Here is a 14,165-nt window from a genome sequence, read left to right on the forward strand (position 1 = left end):
AGCCACGGGCAGGATTCGGCCGGAAACAACGAAAGGAAGTCCCGCGCTGTCCGCTCCGGTCGTACGCAATATTCGTTGATCCAATGGTTTTGTTCCAGCGGTGGGCGAATCCGGGCGAAATCTTCGGGGGTTCGGGGATCCGACCGGACGGCGCGGATGCCCCGTCCGGTCGGATCCAGCCATGCGGGCGGTGTGCCCGGACCACCGCTCTCACCTGGGCCTCCGCCGGCCCGGGGGTGGGATGATCTATCGGGCGACCAGCTGGCGGACGTCCGCTGTCGAGGTACCCAGCCCGCTCGGAGCACCGAAGGGCCGCCGGTCCACGGCCGGGTGGTAGCGCAGCTCGGTCTCCTCGTAGCGGTGGGTTCCTTCGTGCCAGCGCAGGATGCCGGCCAGCCAGTTCTGCAGTTCCCGCACGTAGCCGAGCAGCGCGCCGCGTACGTCGCCGTCGAGCTCCAGCTGGTCGAACAGCACCGGCAGTTCCTCGGCCACGATGTGCTCGAACTGGCGCATCCGGGCGGTCATGAGATCGTTCACTACCTCGACCGCACGGTCGCGACCGCAGCCGAGGAAGTTCTCGACCACCAGCACGCAGTTGTGGATCTCACCCTCGAACTGGATCTCCTTTTGGTAGGAGAAGACATCGTTGAGCAGGCAGGCATAGTCGGCCGCGGCGTTCTCCAACGACCGTATCGGCCGGGCGCGGAAGATCTCGGCCGGCACGGTGTGCGCGCGGGCGAGCCGGCACAGGCTCATCGTCAGGTCGGAGCCGAACGTCGCGCGGCGCATCTCCAGGTAGTCGACGGGGTCGGGGATGCGGTTGACCGCCTGGTTCGCCAGCTCCCACAGCCAACTGTCGATCATCACTTCGACGGCGCGGCGGAAGGTGGCCCGCGCGGCGGGCTCCATCGGCCCGGCGGTGCGTTCCCACAGGTCGGCGAGGCCGCGCTCGAGGGCGTTCGCCGGTACCTCGATGGCCGGGCCGTCGAGGGGCATGAAGGCGCGCAGCCGTTCGTTGCTCAGCCGCGCCCCGGCCAGGTTCCCGCTCCGGCCGAAGACCACCGGATAGTAGTCGTCACCATAGGTGCCCCAGGTCAGCCAGCTGGTGGTGAGGTCGAGTTCCGCCGCGGAGGCATCCGGGTGGATGCCGGCCGAGCACAGGGCGAAGTCGAACGCGACCAGCTTGTGCTCGTCCCAGATGCCCGGGACCGGGTCCAGCATGCCCATCGCACCCGCCCAGCGGACGATCGAGCGTCGCGAGGCGTCCAGGTGCGGGCTGCGCCCGGTGGTGTACGGCAGGTAGAACTCGGGCAGCCGGGTCGGCCCGACCACCCGGAACGGCACGTTGGCATGGGACCGAAGTCGCCGCGGCGCGGTGGCGAGCAGAGACGGCACGACCCGCACCGCCGAGGTGCCGAGGCTCGGCGCGCCGGGCAGACCGGGCAACCCGCCCACCCCGACGGGCAGCCCGAGACCGGCCGGGACGGCGTCGGGGGTCGCCTCGCGGTTCATGTACCGGCTGGAGCGCAGATGCCACTCGTGGCCGCCGGACTGCCAGTCCTGCAGGCCCTTGGCATACGCCAACGTCGCGAGCCGTCCCGCCGGGTCGATGCCGTACTCGTCCAGGACGGCCGGCAGCTCCACGACCGCCGTGTGCTCGAACTGGTGCAGTCGGGAGGTGAGCAGGTCGTTGACGGCGTCGGCGGCCTGCTGCGTGCCGATGTCGAGGAAGCGTTCGATGACCAGCACCCCGTTGCTGAGCTCGCCCTCCTCAGTGACCTCCCGCTCGTAGGAGAACAGGTCGTTGCGCAGGTGGACCGCGTCGGCGAAGGTGTCGCGCAGCACCCGCAGCGGGCGGGTGGCGGCAACGGCGGCCGGGACCTCGGCGTCCGCGGCGTGCTCGACGAGGTTCGCCGACCAGGGCGCACCGCCGACCTTGCGGCGCATCTCGACGTACTCGATCGGGTTGGCCAGCCGACCGGCGTTGATGTTGGCGAGTTCCCAGAGCGACTCGTCGAGCAGGTTGCGGGTGCTCACCGCGAACCGTGCCCGCCAGTCGGCGGACCTGGCGGGCACGGTTCGCGTCCACAGGTCCGCGAGCCCACGCTCGACCGGGTTCGTCGGCTCTTCGGTGATCTCGCCGTCGACCGGCATGAAGGCGGGCAGCCGGTCGAGATAGGCCCGCGCGCCCGCCATGTCGTGCGTCCGCTTGTAGAGCTCCAGGAAGTGGTCGTCGAAGTAGAAGACCCATACGTACCAGTCGGTGACGAGGTTCAGCCGCTCGGCGGTGGCGTCGGGATGAGTGTAGGCGCACAGCAGGGCGTAGTCGTGGGCGTCGAGGTCCCGCTCGGTCCAGATCGCGGTCCCGCCCTCGGGTGGGTCGATCATCTCCATGGTCCGGGCCCACGCCCTGCTGTGCTCCCGGGCGATGTCCAGATGGGGGCTCAGGCGCGCCGGATAGGGCACGTAGAATTCGGGGAGGGTGAAAGGCTGCATGATTCTCCGGGAAAACCCTTCTCTGCCGCTGGTGCGGGCGGTCGCGCCCGGAGGGCGTCACCGATATCGGCGCGCCGCCGCGGCGCACTGACCGCGGCGACGCGCCGGTGGGTGGGCTCAGCGCCCGATCTCGACGCTCTCCAGGATTCCGAGCGCGTCCGGAACGAGGACGGCGGCGGAGAAGTAGGTCGTCACCAGGTACGAGATAATCGCCTTCTCGTTGATGCCCATGAACCGGACGGACAGCCCCGGCTCGTATTCGTCGGCGAGGCCGGTGTGGTGCAGGCCGATCACACCCTGGTTCTCCTCCCCGGCCCGCAACGCGATGACGGAGGTCGTTCCCGTGGCGCTGATCGGAATCTTGTTCAGCGGCAGGAGGGGGACGCCGCGCCAGGCCGGCACATGCTGGTCGTGGAACAGGACGGTCGCCGGGTAGATGCCCCGCGCGGTGCATTCCCGGCCGAAGGCCGCGATCGTCCGGGGGTGGGCGAGCAGGAAATGTGTGCTGCGCCGCCGGCTGAGCAGCTCGTCCAGGTCGTCCGGGGTCGGCGGGCCGGACCGGGTGTGAATGCGCTGGCGCAGGTCGGCGTTGTGCAGCAGGCCGAAGTCGGAATTGTTGACCAGTTCGTACTCCTGGCGTTCGCGCAGCGCCTCGACGGTGAGCCGCAGCTGCTGCTCCAGCTGGTTGATCGGCTCGTTGTACAGGTCGGCCACCCGGCTGTGGATGCGTAGCACCGTCTGGGCGACGCTGAGTTCGTACTCACGCGGGGCCAGTTCGTAGTCGACGAACGTGCCCGGCAGGTCCGGCTCGCCGCTGTGCCCGGCCGCGATCGCGATCTCCGCCTCGCCCTGCCGGTTGCGCGGCGGCTGCGGGCGGGAGCGGTAGTCCGCCAGGTGCCCGCTGAGCGCGGTGTCCCGCTCGACGACCTCGGCGAACTGCTCGCGGGTGAGCACGAGCACGGTGGCTGCGGTCAGGGCGCGGGCGGTGTACTCCCAGGTCAGGTCCGACTCGACGAGGACCTCGTCCCCGAAGTACTCGCCGTCGGCGAGCACCCCGAGGGAGCGCTCGTCACCGTACTCGCCCGGGCCGAATTTCCCGATCTTGCCGTGGGCGACGAGGAACACCGCGTCGGCCGGCGCGCCGGTCTCCACCAGGACGTCGCCCGGCGCGTACTCCCGCTGGGCGAAGCGATCGGCGAGACCGGCGAGCGCGTCGCCGTCGAAGCCTCGTAGGGCGGGCAGTTCGGCGAGCTCGCCGGGCACCACCCGCACCTCGGATCCGGTGGAGGTGAACGTGACGAGCCCGTCACCGAGTATGTAGGTCAACCGCCGGTTGACCCGGTAGACACCACCGGCCGTCTGGACCCAGGGCAGCACGCGCAGCAGCCACCGGGAGGTGATCTCCTGCATCTGCGGGACGGACTTGGTGGTCGTCGCGAGGTTGCGCGCGGCCGCCGTGCTCAGGCTCAGCCGGGGGTCCTCACCGGTCACGCCCGGGTCGGTCGATACGGGCTCAGTCATGCGGGCTCCACCTCTCTGTGGTTCTTCCAGGGAACGGGGCAACCGGGCGCGGCGGTACGCCGTGCCCTTACCGATGTGCTGTCCGGTCGGTGTCCCCCGGCGGGGGGCGCGGGACGGCCGGCCGGATTCGTCAGGGCTGTTCCGGTACTTTCCCGAGAATTTCTGGCCCTCAGCGGCGCCGGCGCTGCTCCGACAGCGCCGCGTCATCTTTTCCGGAGGACTCCCGCGGAACGTAGAAAAGACAGTACGGCAGGGATGCCCGTGGTATTTCTACGGTTGCGGAGCCGGTGTTGGCGATGCGACCATGCCAGTGGCCCGATCAGGGTGCCAACAACGATCAGAGTTCCAACAACGCGTACGGATGATCTGTATCCACTAGCGGCTCGAACAGTTGCACAATCAACGGCTCCATACTACTGAACTCCCGTGGTGTCACGCGGTTCGGCGACACGCACTTTGTTTTGGTGTCGGAAGGCACGTGGCCGCGCATCGGCAGCCTCCCGCATCGGCGCCACGAGCGGCAAGTACCTCGTGGAACCAATCGAGGACTGGCCCGGAAGATGACCCGTTCTAGTCCGCCGACCGACCCCGGCGGTCACGGACCGTAAAGGGCAACGAAATCACCGCAGAAAATATCTCGGGACAATACACTGTGGCCGGCTCGGCCAGCCGTCGGAACAGGATTATTCAACTGATTCCCCGCGCTGCCTCGGCGGCGGTATGCGGGCCGACGGTGTGCGGCCGTTCCGGGCCGGTCGACAGGCGGGGCGTTCGCCGGGGCGGCGGTCGCATTTCTGAGAACAATCGCATTTCTGAGAACAATCGAGGGAAATCGGTCCGATCCCGCGGTGACCGGACCGTCCGGGCTCGCATCGATCGGTTTCGGCCGGGCGCGGCGGTGGACGTGGAATTCGCCGCCCGGGCTGCGCTCGGTGACGTTCGCGGTTCGCCGGCGCCAGATGTGATCACCGATGGGCCCGCCGGAAGCGTTCATGCGGACCACGGCCCATATCAGGGCACACCGGGCGGTCCGCCGGGTGGAGACCACTGGACGCGAGAGGCCCACCGGCCGCTCTGCCGGGCCGTAGCACCCTCGTTCTCCCCGCAGCGTGTCACTGTCCGGATGCTCAGTGGCAGGTCAGAGCCGGTCGCCGGGCCAGGCCACGGCAACCAGGGGTGCGGGGCCAGGTGCGCCGCGTCGCCGGCCGGCGGGCTACAGGCCGGTCCCAGGTCACAGGAATCTCCATGGACCGCGCCGTCGACCCCGCCGCGCGCCCGGAGTCAGCGCGTTCGCCGGCGAGGCACACGCGTGACCGCGTTTCGGGACCAGGCATCCGGCGGTCACGGAACTTTGGACGATTGTGCGTTCGGCGATGGAGATATTCTCGATGTCGTCGAATATCCTGGGCGATCCTCCACAATGTGCGCTCTCGCGAGGTTGGCGCCGCCGCGGAAGGTATCCAAGCGTGGTCACCCGGATACCGTGCCGACCAACGTCGGGTATCGATATCCGGCGGGCGCGGCCCACCGGGCGGACCTACCACGGCGACCCGAAAGTCACAGCGACGTAGCTCACCGAGGCTTCGGGCAGTGACAGCCACCCGGCGTCCGACATGCCCCCAAGCAGTGCAGTGTTGACTGTGAGTTACATGACCATCAGCTTTACTAGTAACTAATAGCTATGGATTCTCTCGTTATTCTGGCACATTTTTACTAGTACCCAGGTCCGACTTTTGCAGTCCGTGAGCGCCAGTTGGGTTTTCGCAGAGATCTCGGATGATCGGACTGGCACGACGGGCAGGGGGAAGCCGGCGCGGGACGATCGCCGGCAGACCATCCCCGGTTGCGTGGACTGTCAACGATCAACCGGTGGCCGTCCGGGACGACGGCGATCTTCGCGCCAACCTACGCCACCGCCGAGGACACGCGTTCATCGACAACGCCCCGCGCATGCCCGAAGTCCTGGACGGATGATCCCGATGAGCTGGACCAGCGGGACCTGCCGTCCAAAGCGACGAAGGGTCCGGCTACACCCAGGCCCGTCTCGCGCCCGCCGCCTGAAAACCTGACACAGATGTGAGTGGGTGTTCTGTGAGTTTTCGTCGGGTCTCAGCTTGAGTTGATCTCTGGGGTGGGGCGGGGTAGGACGAACAGGCCGGGGTCGGGTTCGGTGAGCACGCCGCGGTCGACGAGGCGTTTCAGTTTGGCGCGCATGCTCTCGACGTGGCGGGGGTCGGTGCCCAGCGCCCGGCAGGCGTCCTTGGCGCGCAGCCCGTTCCCGTCATGCTCGAACAGGGCCACCACCTCGCGATAGCCCGGCGGCATCTCGACCGGTGCGGCGTTGTCCTCGGCGGACAGTTCCAGCCCCGTCGCCCGGGTGATCTCGAGGCGTTCCAGGTCGTGTGCGGCGGCGAGTTGCTCGGTGAGCCCGGCGATCTCGGCCTGTAGCCGTTCCACGGTCCGCGCGGCCCGGACCCGCCGGGCCTCGATCCGTTCCAACAGGTCCTGCATCACTGCTCCCGTCTCTCGCGTCGGCCCTCTGACGGTCAGGACGGTGGATCGCGCCAGGTCGGGGTGGCTGTGCGGGTCAGCCGGCGGGTCAGCACGTCCACCATCGACCGGTGGATCATGGACACCGCGCTGGCCGGTCTCGCCTCGTAGTCCCGGACCAGCCCGCGGTGCAGCATCAACGTGCCGAAGGTCTGCTCGACCCTCCACCGCTTCGGCAGCGGGGTGAACCCCCGCGCCCCGGCCCCGCGGCCGACGACCTCGACATCGATGCCCAGACCGGCGCCGTGGGCGACGACGGTGTTCTTGAACCCGGCGTCCACCCCCGCCGTGCGCACCGACGGCGCGGCTGCCGCGACCGCGTCCAACAGAGCGGTGCCGATGAGGTTGTCATGGACACTGGCGGCGACGACTGTCACGGCGATGAGCAGCCCGAGGGTATCGGTCGCGATCCCGCGTTTTCGGCCCGGACTTTTCTTCCCCGGGTCCAGCCCGGTGGTGTCCGCCGGGGCGTTGGTGGAGGCCCGGATCGTCTGGGAGTCCACCACGACCGCGCTCGGGTCGGCGTGGCGGCGGTGGTGCTCCCGGACCTGCCAGCGCAGCAGGTCGTGGATGGTCTCGGTAGTTCCGTCGTCACGCCAGACGCCGAAGTAGTAGACCGCACTGACCGGTGGCAGGTCGTGGGGCAGGTAGCGCCACTGGCAGCCGGTCCGGGTCTGGTAGAGGACCGCGTTCACGATCTCCCGCATGTCGTAGCGGCCTGCATACCCCGACACCGACGGGTGCCGCGCCTTCCACGCCGTGATGACCGGGCGGATCAGTTCCCACGCCTCGTCCGACAGATCGCTGGGGTACGGCCTGCGTTCGCTCACGTCTTCCAGCGGAACGCACCGACCACCGAACGCAAGACGACCAGCCCCGAACCCGCCACCAAGCACTCAAACCAGACATCAACTCAGCCCGAGACCCGGCGAAGGCTCACAGAACACCCTCTGAGATAGAGCCCGAACCTCTGGTTCTCGAGGCGGGCGAAATCGGGTCCGCCCCAGCCCTGTTGGGTCTGGCCGTTGCAGTCCCAGACCGACACCTTGTAGCCCCAGGTGTAGCTGCCGTCCGGCCAGGCATCCAGGAATTTCGACGGGCCGGCCGAGCCGGCCGCAAGATGACGAAAAGGTGGCCGCGGGCCGCCCCGGGGAACGTTGTCCCCGGGGCGGCCCGCTCCGTCAACCGCTGGCGGGTGCGCTCAGATCTACTAGCTCCAGATCTGGCTGGTGTTGTCCTGCCAGGTCAACAACCCGACGTCCTGACCGTTCGCCGGATCCCAGCCATAGGGAACGTCCAGATACAACCCGAATCTCTGGTTCTGGACGCGGTAGGTATATTGCCAGCCCTGCTGGGTCTGGCCGTTGCAGTCCCAGACCGACACCTTGTAGCCCCAGGTGTAGCTGCCGTTCGGCCAGGCGTCCAGGCACTTGGACGGGCCGTCGGGAGACCCCGGGGTGCTGATGGGGGTCCAGTCGGCACCCCAGTTGGCCCACCATTGCTGGTTGGCCGAGCCGTTGCAGTCCCAGACCTGGACCTTGCCGCCGTTGCTGTACCAGGTGTTCCGGTCGGCATCCAGACACTTCCCGGACATCCAGTGCTGCAGGCTGTAGCCACTCCAGGCCTGGGCCGGGGTGGCGGCCGCGAACAGGCCCGCGACCACCACTGCCAGCACCGCCCACCGGATTCCGCGGCGGCGGAGGACTCCTGTACTCATACGCATCTCCTTCTGGACGGTAGAGCTGATAAGAACCGCTTCCCGGAGTCTGGAAAATCCGGCAAGCACGTCCGCACCGGGTTACCGAACTTCCGGTGCGGCACAACCTGGCGGCGCGGGAAACGGAAAGGATCTTCCGCCTCACCTGCGCCTTCACAAGAGAGCGGGAGGAACGGAACAGTCCGGGGGACGGCGGTCGGGCGTGAGAACGCACCGACGCTCCGCCGGTTCCTCGCGCTGGCCGGCTCGTTCCCGCCAGCCAGTGCGGGCGACCAGGAAGGGTCGTTTCGACGAGGCGTTCTCATTCCGCCCGGAGCCCCTCCAGCCGGGTCACCCGCCGCAGCGCCGGGACGATGATGACGGTGACAGCCAGGACGGCGAGCACGCCGGTGCCGGTCAGGGCGCCGATCCCCGGCCAGTCGAAGGCCACCGGCCGACCGGCCGACGCCAGCAGCAGCGCGCCGAGGCCGAGACCGGCGGGAAGCGCGACCAGGACGGCCAGCAGGACGGGGACGGCGGTCTGCCACAGCAGCGACCAGGCCAGCAGGGACCGCGGGGCGCCGGTGGCCGTCAGCACCGTCCAGGCCCGCCCGCGTTCGTGGAGCTGTTCCATGGCGATGACGAACAGGCTGATCAGGGTCAGCACCAGCAGGACGGAGGCGCCGAGGGCCAGCCCGGTCCGGACGGCCGCGTACGAGGAATCCACGATGAACCGCTTGGACTGGCGTGCCTGCGCCGACCAGTCGAGCGTCGCGATGACGTTGCGGACCCGCTCCACGGTGTCGGCGTCGTCCGGCGGGCCGGTCATCGAGGCGAGCAGGCTCAGCACCGGTACTCGGGCGTCCGCCAGGGCACCGGGCGTCGCCAGGATGCCCTGGATGGGGCTTCCCCGGCCGGACACGCCGGCCCGGGGCGCGACCGCGTTCAGCGCCGGGACCGTCCACTGCGGGCTCGTCGTCCAGTCCGGGATCGGAGCGTCCGCGAGGAACCACACCGGCTCGCCGGTCGCCGGAGCGTCGTCCGGGCTCGTGGCCGGCCGCGGCGACTCGCTGACGACGAACGCGTCGCCGTCGGCGCAGTCCGTGATGGCCGCCATGACGCGCAGCACCGGGCAGGGCGCGACGTGGAGTTCCCCCCGGCGTTGCCGGGCGTCGATGATCCCTCCCGACAGCACCACCGACATCACCTGGGCGCCCTCGACCCGGTCCAGCGCGGTGGTGAACCGGGCCGGGCCGTCCATCTCCTTCTGCGGCGCGCCGACCTGGATCTGGTTGGGGTGGGGGTCGGGCCGCACGTATGCGGCCCGCACGGGAACGAGCAGGCTCTGGACGGCGACACCGGCCGCGAGCAGGGCGCCGAACGCGCCGGCGAGCCGGAACGAGCTGGCGCCGTCGATCGCCAGGCGGCGGGTCGCGAGCTGCCACGACGGTGGCCCGCCACGCAGCAGCCCCACCACCCGCTCGACCACCCATGGCAACAATGCCGAGACGCCCAGCAGGAACGCCGCGATGCCGATGATGATCCCGTTGCCGACACCCTGCCTGGTGTCCTGGTTGGCGAGCAGGAGCACCGCGAGGGCGAGCGGCCCGAACCGCCAGACCAGCCGACGGCGGTCCGTCTCGGCGTCGCGTACGACGCCGAGCGGCTCGATGATGGTCGTCCGCAACGACATCATCGCCGTGGCGATCGCCAGCAGCGGCACGACGACGAGCACGGCCGTCGTCGGTGCCCAGCCCGGCCAGAGGTCGACCGCGAAGAAGCCGCTGCCGAACACCGGCCCGGTCAGCCGCGCCACCGCCCAACGCCCGAGCAGGAACAGCCCGGCACCCGCGACGGCGCCGGCGAGGCTGCCGACGACGGCTTCACCCGCGGCGATCCGGAAGACCTGGGCGCGTTCCGCCCCGACGAGGCGCAGCGCCGCCAGCCGGCGCTCATGCGCCCGCGCGGCCAGCCTCGTACTGATTACCAGGAACACCAGGACCGGCGTCACCAGTGCGACGGTGCCGAGGGCGATCAGCAGCGTCAGCAGCGGGGGAAGCGGCGGCGCGGGGGTACGCGGAGTTCCGAAGGCGTAGATCGAGATGACATGCCACTGCCCGCGGAGGTGGTCGGCACCGGCATAGAAGAACAGCTCGTCGGGCCCGAGCAGACCCTCCTCGCCGATAGTGCCGACGACCCGCTGCGGATAGCGCGGCCGCAGCAACGCCCCGCTCGGGGAGGACAGCAACCGCGCCAGCCCGGGTGAAACCACGATCTCGCCGGCTTTCGGCAGTCGGTCCACGCCCGGCGGGAGCGGCGGCGCGGGTCCGTCCGCCTCCACCAGATAGCCGGAGAACCTCTGGTCCCGGAACTGGTCCTGGCGCTGGACGACCAGCAGCGGGCTCACGCCCGCGACGGGGGACGCGACGACCCCCGCGAACGAGTCCGGCGTGGCCCGACCGGCCGCCCGGGTGCTCCTGACGTCCATCAGCCCGGGGACGGAGCAGGCCAGCAACAGGACCGCGACCGCCACACCGATCCCCACCGCGGTGAGCGACAGCCGCACCCACGCGGTCCGCCCACCCCGGATCGCCAGCCGACACCCGAACGCAAGCTCAGCGACCCACCGGGTGACGCCCCCGCCGGAGATGTCTCCGGCGGCGCGGCCGTCCCGGCGGCCACGGTCTCCCGCCGTCACACGCCCACCCCGACCGTGACCGTCTTACCGTCCCTGACGACGACCTCGCGATCGGCGTGGGCGGCGACCTCCGGCGCGTGGGTGACCAGCACGACCGCCGCCTGGGTGTCCCGGGCCGCCGAGACGAGCAGCCGCATCACCCGCTCACCGTTCGACGAGTCCAGGGCGCCCGTCGGCTCGTCCGCGAAGACCACCTTCGGCGCGATCACCAGCGCCCGGGCGATCGCCACTCGCTGGACCTGGCCGCCGGACGCCTGCCCTGGGCGCTTGCCGGCCACCTCCGTCACCTCGAGCCGCTCGAGCCATTCCCGCGCGGTGCGCTCGGCGGTCCGGCGGCGCACACCCTCCAGCCGCAGCGGCAGCGCCACGTTCTCCAGGCAGCTGAGTTCGGGCACCAGCTGGCCGAACTGGAAGACGAAGCCGAACTCCCGGCGGCGCAGCACGCTACGCGGCCCGTCCGCCATCTTGTTCAGTTCCAGACTCCGGTATTTGACCCGCCCCGCGTCCGGCTGCACGATGCCGGCGAGGCAGTGCAGAAGCGTGGACTTTCCCGATCCGGACGGACCGGTCACCGCCACGATCTCCCCGGGGGACACCTTCAGGCTCGCGCCGTCCAGGGCCGTGGTCACGCCGAACGACTTCACCAGTCCGGTGCCCGCGAGCACTGCCCCGGACACCTTCTCGGACTCGGATCCGGACGTGGCCTGGCGCGCGGTCTTCACGTCACAACCTCCCCGAAACGCTCAGCATGCCGGGAAGCGTTTCGCCGACACCCACCTCCGTGGCCGGGGAAAGCCACGGAAATGGCCGCCGTCTCCATGCCGTCCCGGCGGTGCGAAACGAAGTACGGATGATAATGAACGCTTCGAGCGCCAGGCTTGAGATTGTGAAACCAGTTAGGCCTTTCCAATTGTTCTCGCCATAGACGCTTCTCGGACGTCCGAGGTCACAGGCGACGGCCGCATGCCGAACTTCCAGTGGAATAGCGCTGTGTGCCACAATCTGCCCTGCCGTTCCTGAGAACCGGGAAATACCCTCCGTCAATTTTCGACAACACTCTCGAGATGACAGTCTCGATCCGTGTCCTGTCGTCCGGCTATGCTGCCGTAAGGGGAGCGTGGGGCGTCCTTGAGTTGAGGTGGTGTGGTGTGGTGTGGTGTCGGCCATGTCTGAGGTCGGCATGTAACACCTCGAGTTGGTGTTTGCCGGTCCGGTCCAGTCAGGTCATGAAGTCCTGGAGTTCTGGGTGGAATGTTCGAGTGGGGAAACATCGGCTCCGTAGCCGTCGTTGTCGAGGAACTCGACGGTGTCAGCAAAGTCGACGCTCTGGGCCCGCGGCGCGTCGAGGAGTGTCGGGATGTAGCGGATGGGCTGTCCGATCGTGTGGCCAAGTGCGGCGGCGCGCTGGGGTGGGGTGAGCGCGTCGCCGGTGATGGCTTGGCACAGGTGCCGCTCGGGTGCGGCGAGGACTTGTTCGCCGATGGTGTCGAGGGCGATCAGCTGCTCCGCGATGTCCGGTGCGACGGCGGTGACCAGCGCTGCGGTCTGCACACGACGGCGGGATCGATATCGTTGTCCATGAACGACACCGGTCGCAGCACCGTGGCGGGGATACCGAGGCGGGCCAGGCGTTCGTCTACGGCCCATGTGCTGACGAAGGTCCGAACGCGCCGGGCTGAACGCTGAAGACCCCGTGTGTGCCGGCCATCGCAGTCTCGAAGGAGCGCCGATCGTCGAGGCCGCCGCCGACGACCTGGACACCGCCCGAGGCCAGCGTATGAGCCGCCGCGCTCGTCGGGTCGCAGGTGAACGCACCTACGGTCCATCCGCGCGCGAGCAGCTGCCGGGCCACGGCGCCGCCCTGCTTACCGGTCACGTCGATCACCAGGATGACTCTGCACTCATGGCCTCTCATGGCCTCCGCTTACGACGCGGTCCGTCGCCTGGCTGGAGTTATGAACCGATCTTGGCGCGCACCTCGGGAACAAGACAGTGGCCCGACGGCCAATGGTCGATGGTTTTGTGCCAATATGACGAAGTGAGTGCTTTTCGTCGTGTGGTGGCCTACGCACCCCAAGGCGTGACCGGGTTGAGCATCGGCGCGGTGAGTGGGGTCTTCGCCCCCAGCGGGGTCTTCGACCTCCGTCCCGGCCTCCCGGCCTTCGACATGACGATCTGCACCCGTCGACCGGGGATTCTGCGAACCGATGGCGGCCTAACTCTGCAGGTCGAGCATGGCCTGGACGCGTTCACCGCCGCAGAACTGATCATGGTGCTGCCGGGGACGGGGTTCCGCGAGGAGCCGACCGACCGTGTGCTGGACGCGCTGCGGGCCGCGTATAGGCGGGGGGCGATCGTGGCCGGTCACTGTGTCGGCTCGTTCCTGCTAGCCGCCGCCGGTCTGCTTGACGGGCTGGACGCGACCACCCACTGGCAGTACGCCGACGAGATGGCCGCCACCTATCCCACGGTGACGGTCCGCCCCGACGCGCTGTACATCGACCATGGCCGGGTCTCTACCGGGGCCGGGGCGACCGCCGGGATCGACCTGAGCCTGCACCTGGTGCGGGTCCATCACGGCGCGGCGGTAGCCAACCGGATCGCCCGCGACCTGGTCACCCCACCGCACCGGGCCGGCGGTCAGGCCCAGTACCTCGACACCCCGGTGCCCTCCGCCGGTGACGACAAGCGCCTCGACGACGTACTCACCTGGGCCCGAGCCAACCTCGGCCAACGGCCCTCGGTCGACCAGCTGGCCGCCCGGGCCATGATGAGCCGCCGCACCTTCCTCCGCAGATTCAAACAAGCGACCGGGACATCACCACACGCCTGGCTGATCGCTCAACGCCTCAACCAGGCCGAGGAACTGTTGGAGACGACCGACCTGTCCGTCGAACAGATCGCTCACCACGTCGGCTACACCAGCGGCGCAGTCCTGCGCGAACAGTTCATCCAGCGCCGTGGGGTACCGCCCCGCGACTATCGACGCACCTTCCTCCGACGTCAACTGTAGGGTGCCGAGTAGATGAACACGGATATTGGGGGACGAACGGTATCGGCTTTGCAAGGCAGAGGCTGGCCGGGCGGTGTGCCGGCCACAGCCGGCGGAGTAACCCACGCTGACTCCGGCGAGACCATGCGCACTGACCTTGACGTCCTCCCCCTCGTGAACGAGGGAGATTCCAACTACACGAACAGGAGTTC

The 14,165-nt window shown here is 69.1% G+C and carries 10 protein-coding genes; 1 reads left to right on the plus strand and 9 read right to left on the minus strand.

The window, feature by feature from the left end; all coding sequences use genetic code 11:
* Positions 1-246: 246 nt before the first annotated feature.
* From CV1CTNOD_RS18185 to CV1CTNOD_RS18225, 9 genes are all read right to left on the minus strand, one after another.
* A complete protein-coding gene (locus tag CV1CTNOD_RS18185) occupies positions 247-2,496 on the minus strand; it encodes a family 2 encapsulin nanocompartment cargo protein terpene cyclase (RefSeq protein ID WP_131787225.1) in 2,250 nt (749 codons plus the stop codon).
* 117 nt (positions 2,497-2,613) lie between these two features.
* On the minus strand, positions 2,614-4,017 hold the full coding sequence (locus CV1CTNOD_RS18190; RefSeq protein ID WP_131787226.1) for a family 2B encapsulin nanocompartment shell protein: 1,404 nt from the start codon (positions 4,015-4,017) through the stop codon (positions 2,614-2,616).
* A 2,109-nt stretch (positions 4,018-6,126) separates the two neighbouring features.
* On the minus strand, positions 6,127-6,528 hold the full coding sequence (locus CV1CTNOD_RS18195; RefSeq protein ID WP_131787227.1) for a hypothetical protein: 402 nt from the start codon (positions 6,526-6,528) through the stop codon (positions 6,127-6,129).
* 35 nt (positions 6,529-6,563) lie between these two features.
* A complete protein-coding gene (locus tag CV1CTNOD_RS18200; RefSeq protein WP_131787228.1) occupies positions 6,564-7,397 on the minus strand; it encodes an IS5 family transposase in 834 nt (277 codons plus the stop codon).
* Between the two features lie 380 nt (positions 7,398-7,777).
* Entirely contained in the window at positions 7,778-8,284 is a 507-nt protein-coding gene (locus tag CV1CTNOD_RS18205) for an RICIN domain-containing protein (RefSeq protein ID WP_165485611.1), read from the minus strand.
* Between the two features lie 301 nt (positions 8,285-8,585).
* Positions 8,586-10,961: an FtsX-like permease family protein gene (locus tag CV1CTNOD_RS18210; RefSeq protein ID WP_131787230.1), complete on the minus strand. Its 2,376-nt coding sequence runs from the start codon at positions 10,959-10,961 to the stop codon at positions 8,586-8,588.
* On the minus strand, positions 10,958-11,638 hold the full coding sequence (locus CV1CTNOD_RS18215) for an ATP-binding cassette domain-containing protein (protein WP_131787233.1): 681 nt from the start codon (positions 11,636-11,638) through the stop codon (positions 10,958-10,960). The genes CV1CTNOD_RS18210 and CV1CTNOD_RS18215 overlap by 4 nt, the downstream gene beginning before the upstream one ends.
* A gap of 547 nt (positions 11,639-12,185) precedes the next feature.
* A complete protein-coding gene (locus CV1CTNOD_RS18220; protein WP_131787231.1) occupies positions 12,186-12,512 on the minus strand; it encodes a hypothetical protein in 327 nt (108 codons plus the stop codon).
* Between the two features lie 85 nt (positions 12,513-12,597).
* Positions 12,598-12,876, minus strand: coding sequence for an NmrA family NAD(P)-binding protein (locus CV1CTNOD_RS18225; protein ID WP_131787232.1), 279 nt, complete (start codon positions 12,874-12,876; stop codon positions 12,598-12,600).
* 99 nt (positions 12,877-12,975) lie between these two features.
* Between CV1CTNOD_RS18225 and CV1CTNOD_RS18230 the strand changes: the two genes are divergently transcribed.
* Positions 12,976-13,974, plus strand: coding sequence for a helix-turn-helix domain-containing protein (locus CV1CTNOD_RS18230; protein ID WP_165485612.1), 999 nt, complete (start codon positions 12,976-12,978; stop codon positions 13,972-13,974).
* Positions 13,975-14,165: the final 191 nt, after the last annotated feature.

It is taken from the genome of Protofrankia symbiont of Coriaria ruscifolia (assembly GCF_900634745.1).
Taxonomy (GTDB): Bacteria; Actinomycetota; Actinomycetes; order Frankiales; family Frankiaceae; genus Protofrankia; species Protofrankia californiensis.

Coding starts and splice junctions, on each gene's coding strand:
- CV1CTNOD_RS18185 (WP_131787225.1), bottom strand. CDS start 2,496: ATGCAGCCTTTCACCCTCCCCGAATTCTACGTGCCCTATCCGGCGCGC.
- CV1CTNOD_RS18190 (WP_131787226.1), bottom strand. CDS start 4,017: ATGACTGAGCCCGTATCGACCGACCCGGGCGTGACCGGTGAGGACCCC.
- CV1CTNOD_RS18195 (WP_131787227.1), bottom strand. CDS start 6,528: ATGCAGGACCTGTTGGAACGGATCGAGGCCCGGCGGGTCCGGGCCGCG.
- CV1CTNOD_RS18205 (WP_165485611.1), bottom strand. CDS start 8,284: ATGAGTACAGGAGTCCTCCGCCGCCGCGGAATCCGGTGGGCGGTGCTG.
- CV1CTNOD_RS18225 (WP_131787232.1), bottom strand. CDS start 12,876: ATGAGAGGCCATGAGTGCAGAGTCATCCTGGTGATCGACGTGACCGGT.
- CV1CTNOD_RS18230 (WP_165485612.1), top strand. CDS start 12,976: ATGGTTTTGTGCCAATATGACGAAGTGAGTGCTTTTCGTCGTGTGGTG.